Consider the following 18,172-nt stretch of genomic DNA (forward strand, 5'->3'; position numbering starts at 1 on the left):
CCCTCACCCTGCTGCTGTGCGTGCTCACCGGCCCGGAGGCGGACGACCTCGCCGAGTTCTACACCGGCTACCGGTCCCTCTCGCCGTTGCGCAACGGGCTGGCCGTCGCCGGTGACTACATCTCCGCCGCGACCGTCCTCACCATCGGGGGGATCATCGCCCTGTGCGGTTTCGACGGCATAGTCCTGGCCCTCAGCGCCCTGCTGTCGCTGCTGTTGCTGATGTTCCTACTGGCCGAACCCCTCCACAACACCGGCCGCTACACGATGGGCGACGCGCTGGCCCGCCGCCATCCGGCCCGGTCGGTACGCGTCAGGGCCTGCCTGGTCACCCTCGCCGCCCTGGTCCCGATGATGGTCGTCCAGCTCGCCGGGGTCGGTGAACTCCTGGCATACGTCCTCGGGTTCACCGACCCCGGCATGAAGAACGGGTGCATCGCCGGGGCCGGTGTCCTCATGATCAGTTATGCCGCGCTGGGCGGGATGCCCGGGACCGCGCTGGTCCAGATCATCAAGACCGTGGCGCTGCTCGGCTCCGGGCTGGTCGTGAGCGTGCTGATCCTGCGCGCGTTCGACTGGCAGCCCCAGGCGCTGTTCCACGCGGCGGCGCGGCGGAGCGGGGCGGGCGACGCCTACCTGACCTGGGGGCTCCAGTACTCCAGCAGCCCGCATCCGGCCCTGGACATGGCCAGTACCCAGTGCGCCATCGTGCTGGGCGGCGCCTGCCTGCCGCACGTCACCATGCGGATGTACACGGCGGGCACGCCGCGCCAGGTCCGCCGCGCGATGTCCTGGGCGGTCTCCTCGGTGACCCTGTTCATCCTGATGCTCACGCTGGTCTGCACCGGCGCGACCGCGCTGGTCGGGCACGACCGCATCGCCGCCGCCGACGCGCACGGCACCACCGCGTACCTGCTCGGCGCCCGTGCCGCGTTCGGCACCGGCCTGTCCCGGCCGGAGAGCCTGCTCTTCGCCACCGTCACCACCGCCGTCTTCCTCACCCTGCTCGCCTCCGTCGCGAGCATGACGCTGGCCTGCGCCAACACCCTCGCCCACGACCTGACCGCGTCCCGCGCCACGCCCTGGGCGCCGGCCCGGGAACTCGCGCTCGCCCGGTGCAGTGCCCTGGCCGTCGGCGTCCCCACCGTGCTCCTGGCCGTCGTCGCCCAACGGCGCAGCCTTCAGCCCCTGGCGACGGTCTCCTTCACCCTCGGCGCCTCCGCCATCGCCCCCGCGCTCCTCTACACCCTCTTCTGGCGCCGTTACACCCGCACCGCGCTCCTGGCCACCCTCGTCGTGGGCTCGCTGAGCGTGCTCGCCCTGACCCCCGGCACCACCCTGGTCTCCGGGACACCGCTGTCCGCCTTCCCGGACGCCGACTTCGCGTGGTTCCCCTACAACACGCCCGCGCTCGTCTCCGTGCCGGCGGGCTTCCTCGCCGGCTGGCTCACCACCGTCCTGGCCGGCCGGCGGGCCGCCGACCGCGAACGCAGCCGCTACGCGTCCCACGAGCACCGTCTGCTCACCGGCCCGCCGCCACGCCATTCGGCACAGTAGGGCCGACGGGCCCCGGCCCGGGGGCGGTAGGCCGAGAAAGGCCCTGGCTCCGGGTCGGGGGCGAGTCGGGTCGGGTCGGGGGAAGGGGTCGGGGAAGGGACGGAGCCGGGAGTGGCGTGGACGGGCGGCGCCTACCTGGCCGGGGGCGGGTCCTGCAGGCCGGCGGTCATGGAGGTGGCAGCAGCGTTGAGACCGGCAACCGCGGCCTTGGGCAGCGCCCCGGCGACCTTGGTGGCGAGGTCACGGGGCTGGTGGGGGGCAGATCCGTCCGCGTGGGCGGGGGCGGCGAGCGCCAGGCCCGTCAGGGCGAGCGCGGTGGCAGTGATGATCCTCTTCATGCCCTGAGGAACGACCGTCTCCCGCCGGGGACACGACCGGCGGCGCCTCACCTCGGAACGCGGCCCCGACCCCGAGCAGCGGCCGTGGCCCGGTGGGATCAGTCTGGATGCCGGAGAGCGGGGCCGGGCAGGGCCGCCACCGGTTACGCGGCCCGGGCGCTGGGGGGGGCCGGGAGCGCAGTGGGCGCCTCGCTCCCGCAGGGTCACCCGTTCCGTCGGGGCCGGAGGGCTCCGGACAAGGCCGCCACGTCCGCGGCCCTGTACACCGGTACATCACCGCCCGGCAGGCCCGCCAGATCCTCGCCAACCCTCAACTGGCCGTCTACGACAACCCCAACGCGCTGTTGACGTGCGTCTACAAGCGCGACAAAGCCCCTGTGCCATCGCGGCATCAAGGACACTCCCAGTCTCGACCAGTCCGTCCCCACCTGCGCGAACATTGCCCGCACCGATCAACACGCCGCCAGCCTCCGGCACCGCGCCACCGTGCTCGATCAGCGGGCAGCCCACGTCCCCGGGCCGCTCGGCAAGCGGCTGCACGGCAACGCCGAACGCCTGCGCGACCTCGCCGATACACACCACCGCACCCGTATCACCCTCCAGGACGGAACCGCGTGACCCCGCACCCGACGAACGCGACCGTATCCGCACGGCCATGGACCGCATCCTGCACGCGCAGGTCGGAGCCCGCGGACAAATCCCGGACTCCGAGATCCGCCTGCGCAACCAGATCGTCAAACTGAAGGAACTCCGCCAGCAGGACGCCACGGAGCCGGCCCAGCTGCGCACCGACGTCGACCACCTCGTACGCGCCGTCAACCAGCTGACCATGAAGAACCGGCAACTGCGTGGTGCGCTGTCCCAACCCCGAATCGCCGTCGCGGCATTACCGCCCCAACCTCGCTCCGACCGGATCTCGTGATTCCGTTCAAGGGCCCGCTGGATCTTTCAAAGACCGAAGATGCAAGGACGAGCGCCAGCCGCCGCCCTGATGAGAAACAAGGCCGTAGACAGGGTCTACTCCTGTCCGTTGCCCGACGTCGGCGGCTCTCGCATGCGGAAGACCCCTTCTGGGATCAGTTCCGTTTGCCCTGGGGCTCCCCCGCAGGCTGTCGCACGGCGCGGCCACGCCAACAGCACCGGCAGAACGCGGAGTTCACTGCGGCGGCTGAGACGTCATACGCCTGTCGTCGAGCCGGGGCGGACGATCATCAGGACCACCACGACCAGCCACACGAGGGCGAACAGACCGGTGATCATCGACAGGCGGGGCAGCCTGGCGATCAGTGACTCTGTGGCGCTCTGCGTCGGGTCGGACCTGTCGAGCTGGGTGATCACGTTGTCCTGGGTGCCGAGCACCGCGATACCCAGCAGGACGGCGGCCACCGCTGTCAAAGCCATGGAGGCGATGAGCCAGGCGCTGCCCATCACGCCCATCACCTGGGCGGTGCCGACACCGAAGGCCGGGACGGAGATACCGGCCACGGCGTAGACCCGGCAGATCCGGTGCAGCAGCCGTACCGCAACCTTGGCCGACTGCTGCTCGGGTCCGTCGGCCAGTGCCTGGCGCGCGAAACGCGGGAACAAGCTCGCCGCGACGGTGACTGGTCCGATGAGCAGGATCGCCCCCAACACGTGGACGCTGAGCAGGAATTCGGCCATGCCGATGTCTCTCTTTCGCGCCTTCGCGCGCACGCTGGCGCGGAGCGTCAGGCTCACGGTTTCAGTCTGGCTTGGACCGGGCCCACGGGATCACAGCACCGCCAGGAGGGCCGCTCGTCCGGAAGGCCGACCGTCATCTTGACCGGTGCTCGGTTCGTGGGCAGTGCCGGTGTTTGTGCTTGAACTGTTCAGCGGTCCGCTCACGCATCAGTGGATGTCCGGGGACTGGTGAACCTTCTGGCGGACGAACATTGCCGCAGGCACGGCCATGGCGATCAGTACGACTCCGCCTATGACGTTCCCCAGGTGCACGGCGTCGGTGAACGCCCTCGGTACCGCCGTTCCCACCACGCGGGCGAGGGAAGCGGGGAGGTCCGCTCCGCCACCCCCGTGTGACGCGCCCTCCACGATCCGGTCCGCCCGCGGCGAGGGGATGCCTGCCTTGAGGAGACGGTCTTGCAGGTTCCGGGGGAAGCGGCTGGTGACGATCGTTCCGAGCACGCTGGGGCCGAGCACGGTTCCCAGCTGACGGGCCATGTTCACCGCTGCCGATGCCATGCCCTCCTGCTCCGTCGGGACGCTGTTGACCGCGGCGGCCGTCGAAGGCGCCGTCAGGAGGCCCGCGCCGATGCCGGCGATGAACAGTCCCGGCCACATCGCCCCATAGCCTCCCGAGGCGTCGGTCGCGAGCAGAGCGAGGGAACCGGCGCCGATCAGGAGCAGACCCGCGGTGATCAAAGGGGTCAGGCCGATCCGGCGTACCAGCACCCTGGCCGCGATCACGGTGACCAGGAGGAATGTTCCGAACAGCGGCAGCAGGCGAACGCCGACGGCGACGGGGCTGGTCTGTCCTACACGTTCCATGTAGAGCACGCTGAGCAGGGCGACGCCGACCAGTCCGAAGACGCTGACAGCGGCGACGCCCATCACGGCGGAGAAGGAGGCGCTGCGGAAGAGCCTCAGGTCCAACATGGGGTCGGGGTTGCGGAGTTCCACGCGTACGAACAGGAACAGGGATGCGGCGAAGACCACGTACATGGTGAGGATCGGTGCCTTGGTGTATCCCGTGGAGCCGCCCTGGATGATCGCGTAGGTGGCCGAGGCCGTCATCACAGTGCCGAGGACGAGACCCGCGAGGTCGGGCTTGCGCGTGGGGTGCCTTGACTCGGCCACGAAGGCCGGCGCCAGAAGGATGGCCGCGCCGGCGATGACGATGTTGGCGAGGTAGACGGCGTGCCAGGAGAAGTGTTCGAGCAGGGCTCCGGCGAGGATCGGGCCGACGGCCAGGCCCACTCCGGAGCACGCGGCCCAGATTCCGATCGCGGCGGTGCGCTCGTGCGGGTCGGTGAAGGTGGCGCTGACGATCGCCAGGCTCGTCGGCAGTACGGCCGCCCCGCCGAGGCCCGCGATGGCCTGCGCGGCGATGAGCATGCCGGCACTGTCGGCGAAAACGGCGAGCACGCTGCCGACCAGGAAGACGGCGGTACCCAGGCTGAACACGCGCCGGCGCCCCACGAGATCGCCGAACGTTCCCGCGGACATCACGAAGCTCACGACAGCGAGGCTGTACGCGCTGGTGATCCACACGAGCGTGCTCGCGGTCACCTGCAGGTCGGTCTGTATGTCGCCCAGGGCCGAGATGGTGGAGGTGACGTCGACGAAGGCCATCATCACGCCGAGGCAGACCACCAGGAGGCCGAGCCAGCGGGACCGCCCGCCGTCGGCGCCCGCGGCGCGGGAAGCCTGAGCGGGAACGGACGCCGTCATCGGACCACTGCCTTCTTCTGCGATACGCCCAGCGACACCACGCCCGCGACGGCCATGAGTGCCATCGTGACCAGCCACGCGTGTCGGTAGGTGTTCAGGGAGGCGCCACCGGAGGCGGTGCCGAGCATGGCGACCAGGATGCTGATGCCGACGACCGAGCCGATCTGCGTCGACATGGTCACGATGGCGCTGCCGGTGGCGGCCTCCTCAGGACGCAGACCGACGGTCGCGGAAGAGACGACGGTCGGGAGCGCCAGCCCTGCGCCGAACCCGAAGAGCAGCCAGCAGGGGAAGGCTCCGGATAGGTAGTTCGGGTCGTCGTGCAGCAGGAGGACGAAGAGCAGGATGCCGACGGAGGCGATCGCGCTGCCGACCGCCGCGACGACACCGGCCGGGATCCGGAACCGGCGCTGGAGGGTCTCACTGATGGTGGCGGCCACCGCGAATCCGATCGGGCCGGGAAGACTGGCACATCCGGTCTTGATGGCGGAGTAGTGCCAGTGGTTCTGCATCCAGAGGATCGACGACAGCAGGAGGCTGCCGAACGAGGCCACTTGCAGCATGCCGGCCAGGTTCGCGGAGGCGAAGATCCGGTCACGGAAGAGCGAGAGGTCGACCACGGGCACCCGGTGCCGTGACGAGCGGAACAGGAACGCGATCATCCCGGCCGCTGCCACGGCCAGGGACGTGACGACCCGGGTGTCCGACCAGCCCCAGTCGGGTGCCTTCACGATGCCGAGTGCCAGCGCGCCGACCATGACGATCAGCAGGACGCCGCCGAGCAGGTCGGGGATGCGGGCGTCCTGTTCGTGCTTGGCGTTGGAGATGAGCCGGGCGGCCAGCGCGATGGCGAGCAGTCCGAACGGAATGTTCACCAGGAACAGCCACCGCCAGGATGCCTGGACCAGCAGCCCGCCGAAGATCGGTCCGCACACCCCGGACAGCGAGCCCGCGGTGAACCAGATCTTGACGTACCGCTCCACCTTGTCGGCGGGTGCGCTCGTCAGGACCAGACCGAGGCTGGCGGGGGTCAACAGCGCTGCGCCCACCGCCTGGAGGGCACGGAAGACGACCAGCACCCACACATCGCCGGCCAGCGCGGCCCCGAGGCTCGCCGCAACGAAGACACCCATACCGAGAAGGAAGCCGTTCTTACGTCCGAAGCGGTCGGCGAGCCGTCCGGCAGGGACGAGAAGGGCGGCGAAGACGATCGCGTAGCCGTTGAGCACCCAGCTCAGGTCCGACAGAGAGGTCGAGCCCACGCCCTGGCCGATGTTCGGCAGTCCGACGTTGGTGATCCATACGTCGAGCTGGCCGAGGAAACTCGCCATGGCCAGCACGGCGAGGATGAGAGCCGGACGGGTGTTCGAGGAGCCTTCACCTCCCCCGTGCGTCAGCGGAGGTGCCATCTGATCTTGCGAAGACATGCGTCTTGTCCGTTCCGTGGGCTTTGAGGGGTGCCGAGAGCGGCTGGCGGCATAGTTCTGGACCGCTTCGTCAAGAACCCTATGGACTTCTGGAACGACCTGTCAAGAATGCTGGGAGGGCCCGCACACCGGGCGTGCCGTCATGTCTGCACCGACTCCGCCGTGTGGCGGAACACGGCCCGGTACTCCTGGGGAGAGGTGCCGAGATGCCGGTGGAACGCGGCCCGCAGGGAGGCGGGAGCACCGAAGCCGGTGAGGCGGCCGACCTGCTCGACGGGAACGGCGCTCGCCTCCAGCAGTTCGCGTGCCCGGTCGATACGCGCATCGGTCAACCAGGCCATCGGCGTGGTGCCGGTCTCCTCGCGGAAGCGGCGGATGAAGGTCCGCCGGGGCATATGGGCCCGCTCCGCGAGGTCGTCCACAGTGAAGGTGGCCGCGAGGTTGTCGAGCATCCACTCACGCAGGGGAGCCAGTTCGTCCCCGCTGGCCTCGGGGCGGAACTGTTCGATGAACTGCGCCTGGCCTCCCCGTCGCCGTGGCGGCGCGACGAGGTCCCGGGCGCGGATGTTCGCCGCCGCCGCGCCCAGGTCGGTGCGGATCAGGTGCAGGCACAGATCGATCCCAGCCGTCACACCGGCAGAGGTGAGGATGTCGCCGTCGTCGACGTAGAGCTGGTTCGGCAGGACGTCGATGCGCGGGTAGCGCCGTCGCAGTTGCTCCGCGTGCCGCCAGTGCGTGGTGGCGGGGCGACCGTCGAGCAGTCCGGCCGCGGCGAAGGCGAAGACCCCGGTACAGATGGAGACGAGCCGGGAGCCCCGGGCGTGGGCCGCCCACAGCGCGGCCAGGAGCTCCGGTGAATGGGGGGTGTCGATGTCGTCGTAGCCCGGGACGATCACGGTGTCGGCGTCCTCCAGCGCTTCGAGGCCGGCGGTGACCGTGATCGCGAAGCCGGATCCGGGCACGGGTCCGGGCCCGCTCTCCGCGCACACGGTCAGCCCGTAGTGCAGGTCCGTCGAGAAGATCTGCGTCGCGGCGCCGAACTCGAGCGCGAGCACTCCGGGCAGTACGAGCACGGCGACATGGTGTCTGTTCGTCATAGTGGCACGACAGTAGCGATGCATGGCATCAGTGCCACTTTTCGCGCCGGAACCGCTTTCGTAGCGTCGAGGCATGACCGACATCCCCACCCTCTCGGACAGGCTGCACGACGGCGTACTCGCTCTCCCCTCCGGTCCGCTCGTCGAGGCGAGCCTCGCTGCCGCCCGCGCGGCGGTGCATCCGTCCGTGCTGAACCACTGCATCCGCGGCTTCTACTGGTCCCGCCTGTTCGCCGCCCACGAGGGGGTCCTGAACGACGCGGACTACGACGAGGAGCTGCTCTTCGCCGCCAACGTGCTGCACGACCTGGGCACCAGGCCGGACGCACCGGGCCTGCTCCGGTTCGAGATCGAGAGCGCCGATCTCGCGGCCGCTCTGCTGACCGGTCTCGGCGCCCCGACCGGGGATGTCGACAAGGTCTGGGAGGCCATCGCCCTGCATACCACTCCGCAGATCCCCGAACGCCTGGGGCTGCTCACCCACCTGACCTACGAAGGCATCTGGGTGGACTTCGGCAAGAACGCCGGCCTCGTGGCCGCGGAGCAGAAGCAGATCCACGCCGCGTATCCGCGGCTGCGGATGGCCCACCATCTGGCCGAGGAAGTCCTTGCCCACGGTGCCCGCTCCGAGACAGCCGCGCCTCCCTACGCGCTCGCCTTCCATCTCGCGCAGGAGCGGGCGGCGGACGGCGTCACGACCATGGAGCGGGGCGTGCTCGACGGGCCGTGGGGCGAATAGCCGTCACTGAACCTCTCCAGGCTTCCCGAGAAAGCCGGGAAGTCAACCACGAGAATGAGAAGCGGAGTCAAGCAGTGTCGGATTTTGCGGAGTTCACGTTCCGAGCGCAGCCTGGTTTCGACGAGGCCGTGGCTCGGGAGATCGTCACCGGTTCGATTCCCGTCAGGACGATCGTCATGTATTGCTTCGACCCGCGGGCGGCCGGGGCCGCCCAGGCGGTGGCCGATCACTTCGGCGACGAGGTCTACCCGGGTGAACTGCTCCTCAGTGAGACCGGCAGGAGGATCGGTTCCACGGCGACGGTGTTCCCCCTGATCGTCGGGGGCGGTCGCGCGGCGGACGCCCTTCGTTCGATCACGGTCTCCCAACACCTCTTCGGAATCGAGCGCGTTGTCGTCGTCCACCACTCCTTCTGCGGCGCCACCTCCTTCACTGCGGAGGGAATCACCTCCGCAGTGAAGGAAGAACAGCACTCCGACATCTCGTCGTTGTACGACTGGGACGGCATCGCCATCACCGACTTCGAAAAGTCGCTCAACTACGACGTGAGCCTGATCCGCAACAGCCCGGGCACCCCGAAGCACGTGGAGATCCACAGCCTTTTCTACGACATCGATTCCGGCGAGCTGACCGAACTCGTTCGCGACGTTCCCGCCGAGGCTGCGTAGCTGTCGAACGCTCAGGGCACGGCAGCCGGTACGTCGAGCGATATCACGGCGACGGCCAAGGTGAAGTGCCCTGCGGCGACCAGGCGCCTCGCCGCCGCTGTGCCCGGGTCTGACTGCCGCTGCGCTTCGTGGAGCGCGAGCAGTCCGGAGAGCACGGCCGAATCGGTTGCCTCATCGAGGATCTGCTCTACCGTGAACTCGCCTTTGCTCGCCGGCTCCTGGGCCCGCTTGACGGCCTGTGCCGGGGATTCCAGCAGGTCGGCGAGGAAGTCTGCGCCGACGTCCGTCCGGGCCGGGACCGCTTCCTTCTCGGCCGAGGTGCATCGTACGGCGTCCCGAGCACGTGCCGCCTCCACCCGCGTACGAGCAGACCGGCAGAGGCCGACAAGCGGCCCGAGGTTCACCAGAACGTCGGACCGTGTGGGCGGGGCCTCGGCGACCGGCCGGTACACCTCACCCGCGGCCCGTGCGCAGTCGCCGATCAGTTCGGTGAGGGCGACGAGCAGCCAGGCGTGCCGATGGCAGCGGGCGAACGGCTCCGCGCGGCTCGGTGCGGTCATCAGCGGAGCCTCAGTGCCTTCATGACACGGAGGCTCAGGCTGATGAAAGCCGCGTACTGCTGATCGTCCATGCCCATCGACGGGGCCAGCGGAAGTATCCGCTGCGTGGCGACGGTCTGCGACTCCGTGTAGCTGAGGATGCCTTCGAGGCCGTGCCGGCGGCCGAGTCCGGAGTCCTTCATGCCGCCCATCGGGGACCGGACGCTGCCGTGGGCGGACGTGTAGCCCTCGTTGATGTTCACGGTGCCGCTCTGCAGACGGCCCGCGATGCGTTCGCCGCGCCGCGTGTCCTTCGTCCAGACACTGGAGTTGAGGCCGTACGGCGTGGCGTTCACCCGCTCGATCGCCTCGCCCTCGTCGGTGAAGCGGTACACCGACACGACCGGTCCGAACGTCTCCTCCGCGTGGACGGCCATCGTGGGCTCCACGCCGTCCAGGACGGTCGGCTCGTAGAAGAAGGGGCCGATGTCGGGGCGGGGCTTGCCTCCGGTGAGGACGGTGGCCCCCTCGGCAACGGCCTGATCGACGTGCCGGGACACCGTTTCCAGTTGGCGTCGGCCCGCCAGCGACCCCATGCCGACCCCGTAGCTCAGCGAGGTGCCGAGGGTGAGCGCACTCGTGCGCTGGACGAACCGCTCCAAGAACGCGGGTGCGATCGAGGAGTGGACGAAGATCCGCTCGGTCGACAGACACAACTGGCCGGCCGAGGTGAAGCTTGTGCGCACCGCGCCCTCGGCCGCCTTGTCCAGGTCCGCGTCGGCCAGCACGAGCAGGGCGTTCTTGCCGCCCAGTTCGAGTGACGCGCCGACCAGCCGGGTCGCCGCGCGGGCCGCGACTTCCCGCCCGGTGCGGACGGAGCCGGTGAATGCGACGTAGTCGGCCCGGTCCACGACGGCGGACCCGACGACCCGACCGTCGCCGATGACGATTTGCCAGACGTCGGGCGGCAGCCCGGCCTCGATGAGCTGCCGGCGCGCCCACAGCGACGTCAGGGCGCTCTGCGTGTCCGGTTTCGTCACCACGGCGTTGCCTGCGACGAGAGCGGGGAGCGCGTCCGCCAAGGAGAGTTCCAGTGGGTAGTTCCAGGGGACGATCTGCCCGACCACACCTCGCGGGTGATGCCACTCGGTGACTTTCGTGAGCACCGGAAACGCACCGAGGTGCCGCCGCGGCCGGAGGTACGCGGGGGCCCTGCGCCCGTAGTGCCGGGCCACCACGGCGGCTCCCTGCACTTCCTCGTGTGCGTGCAGGCGGGCCTTTCCTGTCTCCACCTGGACCAGGTCCATCGCCTCGGCCTGTCTGTCCAGGAGGATGTCGTGAAACCGGAGCAGTACCGCCGCACGCCTGCGCACCGAGAGCGAGGCCCACTCTCGCTGCGCCTGACGGGCCCTGCTGAACGCCACCTCCACATCGCGGGGTGACGACTCGGGCAGTTCCGCCACCACCTCGCCCGTCATGGGGGTGCAACTCACCGTACGACCGCTGCCCTCCACCCCTCGCGTGAGGCGAAACACCAGGTCAGAGGTGATCACATCGGTCGCCGTCCGGTTGCTTCGTGCCCCAGCGGGGTTGCCGTCACCGGGAGCGAGGTAGTTGATTCCGCCATGCGAGGACATGCGTCTCATCCGTTCTGCGGGATTCGCGGGATGCCGTGGGCAACGACCGCAGGATTCTGGACCGCCGCGTCAGGAACCGTATGGATTTATGGAACGGAATGTCAAGAATCCTCGTGCTGCCTGTAGGCTGACGGCCATGGGGCGCCCACCAGGATTTGACAAGGACAAGGTCGTACAGGCCGTCGAGCGACAGTTCCGCCGTACCGGATACACCGGCACCAGCGTGGACGACATCGCCAGGGCCGGCGGGCTGGGCCGCGGCAGCCTCTACGCCGCTTTCGGCGACAAGAGCCGGCTGTACCTGCGCACGCTGGAGGCGTACTGCGACCGCACCGAGACCGCCTGGGCGGCCGTACTCGACGGCCCCGACGACACCGCGCTGGAACGGCTGCACGCATACCTGGTCAAGTCGGCGCGATTCGTGCACGACGACCCCGACGGGCTCGGCTGCATGGTGACCGGCTTCGTCATCGAGGGAGCCGACCCCGATCCACAGGCCGCCGCCCGCGTCAAGCAGGCCCTCGGGAGGATCGAGGGTTCACTGGTCGAGTGCGTGCAGGCGGCGCAGCGCCACGGCGACCTCGACACCGAGGCGGACGCCCGCGAAATCAGCCGGCTGCTCATGGCGATCAACCGGGGCATGGAGGTGCTGGCCAGGGGCGGGCTCGACGCGGCCGCGCTGGAGCGCGTCGCCGATCAGGCTTTCACGGGGCTCCCCCTCACGGCACGGGCCCGGTCCCGGCGGGTTTCCCGCCCAGCCGTCTCGGGCGCTTCCTGAACGCTGCCCGTTCGAAGGCCCGCGCTCCGCGGCGCGGTCAGCGCGCCGCGGCGAACGACTCGATGTAGTCCAGGGCCCCGTACAGTGCGTCGCGCAGCGGGGTGCTGTCTTCGGCCGCCTGGTCCAGCAGGGCTCCGCCCTGGAAGGCGGCCGTGAGCAGGTGGGCGAGCGCGGCCGGATCGGCCTCCGGCCGCAGTTCTCCGCGTTCGCGCATCCTGCCCAGGCCGCGCCTGAACAGCGCCTGCCACCGTTCGAAGCCGTCAGCCACGGCGTCCCGGTGAGAGGGCTCGGTCTTGACGACCTCGGCGGCCAGGGAGCCGAACGTGCACCCGCCGCGCAGCATGTGCTGCGACGCGATGTAGGAGTCGGCCCACCGGCGCAGGGCGGCGAAGCTGTCCAGCTCGCCCAACTCCGGTGCTTGATGGCGGGCGACGATGCTGTCGGCCTGCCAGGCGAGCACCGCGCGCACCAGGGACTCCTTGGTGGGGAAGTGGCGCGTCAGCTGTGAGCCGCTGACTCCGGCGGCCTCGCGAATCTGCTCGTTGTTGGTGTTCTGCACACCGTGTTCGTAGATCAGCTCGGCGGCCGCCCTGACGATGCGTTCGCGCGTGGCCAGGCCCTTGGCGGTGAGCTTCCGAGTCGAAGCTTGGCCGGTGGTGGTCATGGTCACCACTGTAACCCAAAAAAGGGCTTGACAACCCATTCTGCGAGAGGTCTCCTGGAGGCAGACCAAAAAGGGCTGCCAAGCCCTTTCCTCTGGGAGGGTGGACAGGATGCCCACACAGGCTGCACCGCAGGCGGTGACGGCGACCCGCCGCAGCGGCCCGGCTCCGGCCGTCACCGAGGCCGGCCACCCGCGCCGCTGGAGCATCATGGCGGTGCTGGGTGCCGTCGCCTTCATGGCGCAGCTCGACTTCTTCGTCGTCAACGTCGCCCTCGACGGAATCGGCCGGTCCTTCCCGGGCACGGGGGTCGCGAGCGCGTCGTGGGTGCTGTCGGCCTACGCGATCGTCTTCGCCGCCGTGCTCGTGCCCGCCGGCCGCATCGCGGACCAGTGGGGACGTAAGAAGATGCTGCTGTCCGGAGTAGCGCTGTTCACCCTCACCTCCGCCGTCGCGGCCGCCGCACCGAGTCTCGGTGTACTGGTCGCCGCCCGCGCCTTCCAGGCCGTCGGCGCGGCGATGATCGTGCCGACCTCGCTCGGCCTGCTCTACCCCAGCTTTCCCAAGCGCCGGCACACCCTGGTGGTGGGTCTGTGGGCGGGCGTGGGCGCGATCGCGGCCTCGGCCGGCCCGCCCGTCGGCGGGCTGCTCGTCACCCTCGACTGGCGGTGGATCTTCCTGATCAACGTTCCCGTCGGCATCGCCACCCTCGTCGCCGGTGCGCTGCTGCTGCCCGAGGTGCGCCAGCCCAGGGGTGCCGCCCTGCCGGACCCGGTCTCCGCCCTCGCACTACTGCTGGCCGTGAGCCTGCTGGTGCTCGCCACCGTCCAGGGGCCCGGGTGGGGCTGGACGGACATCCGCACCCTGGCCCTGTTCGTCGCCGCCGCCCTGGCAGGGGCTGTGACCGTCGAGCGCACCCTGCGCGCCAAGGTACCGGTGATCGAGAAGCAGTTGTTCGCCAGCAGGCCGTTCACCGCCGCCACCGTGGCCCTGTTCCTGTTCTCTGTCGGCTTCGCCATCGTCCTGCTCAGCACCGCCCTGTTCATGCAGGAGGTCTGGCACTTCAGCCCGCTGCGCGCAGGCGTCTCGATCGCCCCGGCCCCTCTTGCCTCGATCGCCTTCGCCATGAGCGCGGGGCCCATCCAGAGCCGCTTCGGACGCACCGCCCCCGCCGTGACCGGGACGCTGGCCATGGCATGCGCCGCCGGATACTGGCTCGCGACCGTGCACACCACCCCCGACTACTGGGGCGGCATGTTCCCGGGCCTGATCCTGGTCGGCCTGGCCGGCGGTCTGGCCCAAGCGCCCCTGTTCGCCGCTGCCGGCACCCTCGCACCCGAGCGTGCCGCCACCGGCAGCGCCGTTCTCAACATGAGCCGGCAGATCGGCAGCGCGGTGGGCGTGGCCCTGCTCGTCGCCCTTACCCCCCAGGCCACGACCAGCGGGTTCGACCATGCCTGGTCCGTCCAGGCCGGGACCGGAATCGTCGCGGCCGCCGCGCTGCTCGCCCTCCGGCCCCGCCGCACACCCTGACCACCCGGCCGCGGCCGCTCGGGGCGGGCCGGCAAGCCGACCACGGCCACCGGTCGAACCGGGATCGCACCGCCTCTCCCCCCCGTCTTCTGCGGCAACCGCTCGAAGGACTGACGCTGGAGTTCCCGCCGGCGCCCTCTCAAGAAACGGAGATCACCCTCATGGAACGCAACCTCCTCGTGGTCGGAGCCACCGGTAAGACCGGCGGGCACACCACCGAACTCCTGCTCCAGCGAGGACACCGCGTCCGCGCACTGGTCCGCGGTCTCGACGGACGCGCCGAACGGCTCGCCTCCCTCGGAGCGGACGTCGTGGAAGGCGACGTCCTCGACCTGGACTCCCTGGCCGCAGCGACCAAGGGGATCGACGCCCTGTACTTCACCTATCCGATCCGCCCCGGCCTGATGGACGCCACCGCGAACGTGGCCCAGGCGGCGGAGGAGAACGGGGTCCAGGCGATCGTGAACATGTCCCAGGTCTCCGCCCGCCGCAACACCGCCAGCAACGCGGCACGCCAGCACTGGGTCGCCGAACGCGTCCGGGACCACGCCCCGGTCCCCGTCACCCACATCCGCCCGACCTTCTTCGCTCAGTGGCTGGTCGACACCTGGGCCGACGGCACCGGCGAACTGCGCCTGCCGTTCGCCGACGGACGCCACGCCCCCATCGCCGAAAGCGACCAGGCCAAGGTGATCGCGGCCATCCTGGAGGACCCCGCCCCGCACGCCGGCCAGATCTACCCGCTGTACGGAGCCGAGGAACTCAACCACTACGAGATCGCCGAGAAGATGTCGCGGGCGCTGGACCGTGAAGTCACCTACGTGCCCATCGAACTCGACGAATTCGCCGCCATCCTGCGCGGGCGCGGCGCACCGGACCACCTGATCCAGCACCTGCTCGCCGTGGCCGTCGACTACCGCAACGGCGTCTTCGCCGGCACCAACGACCTCGTGAAGACGATCGGCGGCAGCGACCCCCTCGACGTCGAGGACTTCATCGCCCAAAACCCCGCGGCCTTCGACCTGCCCACCGTCTGAACACCGGAGAAGACAATGAGCGTTTGGTTCATCACTGGATCGTCCCGGGGCTTCGGCCTGGAAATAACCCGTGCCGCCCTGACCGCAGGCCACCAGGTGGTCGCGACCGCACGGAAGGCGGCAACCATCCGCGAGCAGTTCCCCGACGCCGGCGACACACTGCTCACCGCGCCGCTGGACGTGACCGACCCGCAGAGCATCCAGGCTGCCGTCGACGCTGCGGTCGAGCGGTTCGGCCGGATCGACGTCCTGGTCAACAACGCCGGCACCGGACTGCTCGCCGCCGTCGAGGAGTCCGACGACGCCGCGGTCCGCGCGCTGTTCGAGACCAACGTGTTCGGCCCGCTCGCCGTCCAGCGCGCCGTACTGCCGGTACTGCGCCGCCGGCGCTCCGGCCACGTGATCAACATCAGCTCCATCGTGGGCTTCGCGACCGCGCCGGGTTGGGGCGTCTACGCCTCCACGAAGTTCGCCGTCGAGGGCTTCACCGAGACCCTCCACACCGAACTGGCCCCCCTGGGCATCCACGTCACCCTCGTGGAACCCGGCTTCTTCCGCACCGACTTCCTCGACCCCACCAGCCTCCACACCGGACCCGACACGATCGACGACTACACCGCCACCGTCGGCGCGATGCGTGCGGCCGCCGCAGGCCTGAACCACGCTCAGCCCGGCGACCCGGTCAAGGCCGCCCACGCCATCGTCGAGATGGCCGCCGCCCCCGAGCCACCGCTGCGCCTCCCGCTCGGAGCCGACACCCTGCAAGCCTTCGACGCCAAACTGGACACCTTCCGCAAGGACATGGACGCCTGGCGGCATGTCGCCCTCTCCACCGATCACGACTAGAACAACACCCCTGAATCCGCCTTCCCCGACACCACGGTCCGGAGCCCCTCAGAGGTCCAGGCCGTCGTCGAAGACCCGGCTCTGCAGGGTCTGGTCGAGGCGGCTGGAGTCGGACTGGCCCGGCGGGCGGACGATGCTCCACGCGCGAGCGCGGGCCAGGGCCTCGTCGGAGAGGCGGTTCTTGCGGTCGGTGTTGAGCTCTCCGTTGTGCGCCGTCAGGCGGAACGGCTGTGCCATGGTCGGGTGCGGTTCGGTGTTGGTGGAGAACCGGGTGTGGAAGTACAGGGTCCGCACCGAGTGCCGGGGGTCGCACAGGTCGCGGAAGCAGCCGATGACCTCACCGGAGTTGAGGCGTCCCTTGAGCACCTGGGTCCGGGCGCTCAGCGACAGGGGGTACAGGCCGGCGTACGCGTCGTCGGCGTAGGCGGGGGCCTCGACCACGAGCAGGGCGCGGTGGGCGGCCGCGTCGACGTCGGCGCGCTCCCAGTCCTCGGGGGCGCGGAACACCCACTGCACGATGGGCAGTGGGTACTGCTCGGCGGCGGGCCGGGTCGGTCGGCACGAAGCAGTCGGCCACGCCGAAGTGCCCGGGGCGCAGCGGTTCGCCGGTGAGGGCGCCGAAGAACTCCGCGGACAGGTCGACGCTGACGCCCGCGCCGTCGCCCACGCCTTCGGCCGAGGCCCCGCCGCGGGATGGCGCCGAGCGCTTCGTGGCCCTTGCGGATGACGTCGTGGCTCGGTACGCCGTCGAGGCGGGTGATGAAGCCTACGCCGCAGGCGCTGTGGTCGCGGGCAGGGTCGTACAGACCGAAGGCGGAGTGGTTCAAGTGCGGTCCTGTGAGCGGAGGTTCCGGCAGCGGAACGGCCAGGCTGCGTCGGCGGAGCGCTCGCCGCGGGCGGGGCCGACGGACGGCCGGGCCCTGGGTGGTGCGATTCAGCAGAGTAAGGCTGACCTAACTTCGCCCGCAAGTGTGCATCCTGCACCTATGTATCCGCGGGCGGGCCGGGAGCGCGTACGCACCGCACCGACCGACGTGCGCACTGCACCAACTGATATGAATACCTCACCGCAGGCCAAGTCCACGCGGATGCCAAGGGGGGCTCCGCTCGCAGGTGGTGAGCCGCCCGGTGGCCACGGGTCGTACGTCATCGCCGTCGACGCCCTCTTCGTCCTCGTCCGGCCCGGCCGCCGCGAACGCGCTGCCCGCGTCCTGGGTGGGGACCTGGAAGGGCACCGGCCCGGGCAGTACCGCGGGCGACGGGGTGTTCAACGCCCGTACGACGGGCGTGTCCGTGACCCTCACCCTGCATGCCGCGAGACGTGGCGATCTCGTGGGCCGGCAGGTCAGTCATGTGACCGAGGCCGGCAGCGGGGGCGACATCGGCTGCACGGAGACCCTCCGGCTGCAGGAGACGCACACGACGTCCGTGGTGTTCCAGGCGGCCACCAGTACCCCCTCGGACCCCTCGCAGGGTGTGGTGTGCAGATCGGGAAACGTCTACACCCTGACCGAGGACGGCGCGGACACCCTGGCGCTCGGGGACGAGGGCAGTCAGACGGCGGGGTCGCCGTCCCGCCTCGAGCGCGTGACCTGACCGCCGGTACGGGTCGCGCACCGGCCGGCACGGGGCGTTCACAGGGCCGTGGAGAGCAGGAGCAGGAGGGCGATGGTGCCGGGTACGACGGTCAGCGCGGCGCGCGTCATCACGGCGGCGGCCTGTGCTCCCGTCGTGCGGTGGGTGGCCGGGACCATGACGGCCAGCAGGACGGGGAACGCGGCCAGGACGCCGGCGGCGAAGGGGCCGAGGGCCCGGGCCGCGGTCAGGGCGAGCGGGACCGTGACGGCCGACACCGCCATCCTCGTCCCGACCTCGCGTCCCCGGCG

Annotated in this window: 20 protein-coding genes; 10 read left to right on the forward strand and 10 right to left on the reverse strand. The window is 70.2% G+C overall.

The window, feature by feature from the left end; translation table 11 throughout:
- Positions 1–1,556 (forward strand): cation acetate symporter (locus ACFWPS_RS52015; RefSeq protein WP_383721040.1); only part of this gene is annotated, 1,556 nt, incomplete at its 5' end.
- Between the two features lie 131 nt (positions 1,557–1,687).
- On the opposite strand, the gene ACFWPS_RS52020 is transcribed toward ACFWPS_RS52015, so the two are convergent.
- Positions 1,688–1,894, reverse strand: a complete 207-nt coding sequence (locus tag ACFWPS_RS52020) for a hypothetical protein (RefSeq protein WP_361296809.1) — start codon at positions 1,892–1,894, stop codon at positions 1,688–1,690.
- A gap of 486 nt (positions 1,895–2,380) precedes the next feature.
- Here ACFWPS_RS52020 and ACFWPS_RS52025 point away from each other — a divergent pair, with 486 nt between their 5' ends.
- Both ACFWPS_RS52025 and ACFWPS_RS52030 read left to right on the forward strand, forming a co-directional pair.
- Positions 2,381–2,512: a hypothetical protein gene (locus ACFWPS_RS52025; RefSeq protein WP_383721043.1), complete on the forward strand. Its 132-nt coding sequence runs from the start codon at positions 2,381–2,383 to the stop codon at positions 2,510–2,512.
- Between the two features lie 37 nt (positions 2,513–2,549).
- On the forward strand, positions 2,550–2,816 hold the full coding sequence (locus ACFWPS_RS52030; protein ID WP_383721046.1) for a hypothetical protein: 267 nt from the start codon (positions 2,550–2,552) through the stop codon (positions 2,814–2,816).
- A gap of 254 nt (positions 2,817–3,070) precedes the next feature.
- Here ACFWPS_RS52030 and ACFWPS_RS52035 read toward each other — a convergent pair whose 3' ends face one another.
- The 4 genes from ACFWPS_RS52035 to ACFWPS_RS52050 all read right to left on the reverse strand — a co-directional run bounded on the left by ACFWPS_RS52035 (position 3,071) and on the right by ACFWPS_RS52050 (position 7,847).
- On the reverse strand, positions 3,071–3,556 hold the full coding sequence (locus tag ACFWPS_RS52035; protein ID WP_383721090.1) for a DUF2269 family protein: 486 nt from the start codon (positions 3,554–3,556) through the stop codon (positions 3,071–3,073).
- Positions 3,557–3,763: 207 nt separating this feature from the next.
- Entirely contained in the window at positions 3,764–5,323 is a 1,560-nt protein-coding gene (locus ACFWPS_RS52040) for an MFS transporter (protein WP_383721049.1), read from the reverse strand.
- Positions 5,320–6,750: an MFS transporter gene (locus ACFWPS_RS52045; protein WP_383721053.1), complete on the reverse strand. Its 1,431-nt coding sequence runs from the start codon at positions 6,748–6,750 to the stop codon at positions 5,320–5,322. The genes ACFWPS_RS52040 and ACFWPS_RS52045 overlap by 4 nt, the downstream gene beginning before the upstream one ends.
- 140 nt (positions 6,751–6,890) lie before the next feature.
- Positions 6,891–7,847, reverse strand: coding sequence for a GlxA family transcriptional regulator (locus ACFWPS_RS52050; RefSeq protein ID WP_383721056.1), 957 nt, complete (start codon positions 7,845–7,847; stop codon positions 6,891–6,893).
- A 73-nt stretch (positions 7,848–7,920) separates the two neighbouring features.
- On the opposite strand from ACFWPS_RS52050, the gene ACFWPS_RS52055 reads away from it, so the two are divergent.
- Positions 7,921–8,586 (forward strand): HD domain-containing protein, encoded by a 666-nt coding sequence (locus ACFWPS_RS52055; protein ID WP_383721059.1) that lies wholly within the window; start codon positions 7,921–7,923, stop codon positions 8,584–8,586.
- The gene (locus tag ACFWPS_RS52060) at positions 8,574–9,254 is read left to right on the forward strand and encodes a carbonic anhydrase (protein WP_383721062.1); all 681 of its coding nucleotides are present in this window, start codon (positions 8,574–8,576) and stop codon (positions 9,252–9,254) included. Before ACFWPS_RS52055 ends, ACFWPS_RS52060 begins: the two co-directional genes overlap by 13 nt.
- An 11-nt stretch (positions 9,255–9,265) precedes the next feature.
- Here the strand turns inward: ACFWPS_RS52060 and ACFWPS_RS52065 are convergent, their stop codons facing one another.
- Positions 9,266–9,814: a hypothetical protein gene (locus ACFWPS_RS52065; protein WP_383721064.1), complete on the reverse strand. Its 549-nt coding sequence runs from the start codon at positions 9,812–9,814 to the stop codon at positions 9,266–9,268.
- The gene (locus ACFWPS_RS52070; protein WP_383721067.1) at positions 9,814–11,439 is read right to left on the reverse strand and encodes a succinic semialdehyde dehydrogenase; all 1,626 of its coding nucleotides are present in this window, start codon (positions 11,437–11,439) and stop codon (positions 9,814–9,816) included. Before ACFWPS_RS52070 ends, ACFWPS_RS52065 begins: the two co-directional genes overlap by 1 nt.
- A 127-nt stretch (positions 11,440–11,566) precedes the next feature.
- Here ACFWPS_RS52070 and ACFWPS_RS52075 point away from each other — a divergent pair, with 127 nt between their 5' ends.
- On the forward strand, positions 11,567–12,208 hold the full coding sequence (locus tag ACFWPS_RS52075; RefSeq protein ID WP_383721070.1) for a TetR/AcrR family transcriptional regulator: 642 nt from the start codon (positions 11,567–11,569) through the stop codon (positions 12,206–12,208).
- Between the two features lie 37 nt (positions 12,209–12,245).
- Here the strand turns inward: ACFWPS_RS52075 and ACFWPS_RS52080 are convergent, their stop codons facing one another.
- Complete coding sequence (locus ACFWPS_RS52080; RefSeq protein WP_383721073.1) at positions 12,246–12,872, reverse strand: TetR/AcrR family transcriptional regulator; 627 nt, start codon at positions 12,870–12,872, stop codon at positions 12,246–12,248.
- A gap of 109 nt (positions 12,873–12,981) precedes the next feature.
- On the opposite strand from ACFWPS_RS52080, the gene ACFWPS_RS52085 reads away from it, so the two are divergent.
- The 3 genes from ACFWPS_RS52085 (at position 12,982) to ACFWPS_RS52095 (ending at position 16,286) form a co-directional block, all read left to right on the forward strand.
- Entirely contained in the window at positions 12,982–14,403 is a 1,422-nt protein-coding gene (locus tag ACFWPS_RS52085; RefSeq protein ID WP_383721076.1) for an MFS transporter, read from the forward strand.
- A gap of 161 nt (positions 14,404–14,564) precedes the next feature.
- Entirely contained in the window at positions 14,565–15,440 is an 876-nt protein-coding gene (locus ACFWPS_RS52090; RefSeq protein ID WP_383721078.1) for an NmrA family NAD(P)-binding protein, read from the forward strand.
- Between the two features lie 15 nt (positions 15,441–15,455).
- Positions 15,456–16,286: an oxidoreductase gene (locus tag ACFWPS_RS52095; RefSeq protein WP_383721080.1), complete on the forward strand. Its 831-nt coding sequence runs from the start codon at positions 15,456–15,458 to the stop codon at positions 16,284–16,286.
- 48 nt (positions 16,287–16,334) lie between these two features.
- Here ACFWPS_RS52095 and ACFWPS_RS52100 read toward each other — a convergent pair whose 3' ends face one another.
- Positions 16,335–16,802 carry a hypothetical protein gene (locus tag ACFWPS_RS52100; RefSeq protein WP_383721083.1) on the reverse strand — a complete coding sequence of 156 codons (468 nt, stop codon included), beginning with the start codon at positions 16,800–16,802 and terminating at the stop codon, positions 16,335–16,337.
- Between the two features lie 600 nt (positions 16,803–17,402).
- Here ACFWPS_RS52100 and ACFWPS_RS52105 point away from each other — a divergent pair.
- Entirely contained in the window at positions 17,403–17,882 is a 480-nt protein-coding gene (locus ACFWPS_RS52105) for a hypothetical protein (protein WP_383721085.1), read from the forward strand.
- Positions 17,883–17,920: 38 nt separating this feature from the next.
- Here ACFWPS_RS52105 and ACFWPS_RS52110 read toward each other — a convergent pair.
- Positions 17,921–18,172: hypothetical protein (locus ACFWPS_RS52110; RefSeq protein ID WP_383721088.1), on the reverse strand; the 252-nt coding region annotated here is incomplete at its 5' end.

The sequence above is a fragment of the Streptomyces sp. NPDC058457 genome (assembly GCF_042720695.1).
Lineage (GTDB): Bacteria > Actinomycetota > Actinomycetes > Streptomycetales > Streptomycetaceae > Streptomyces.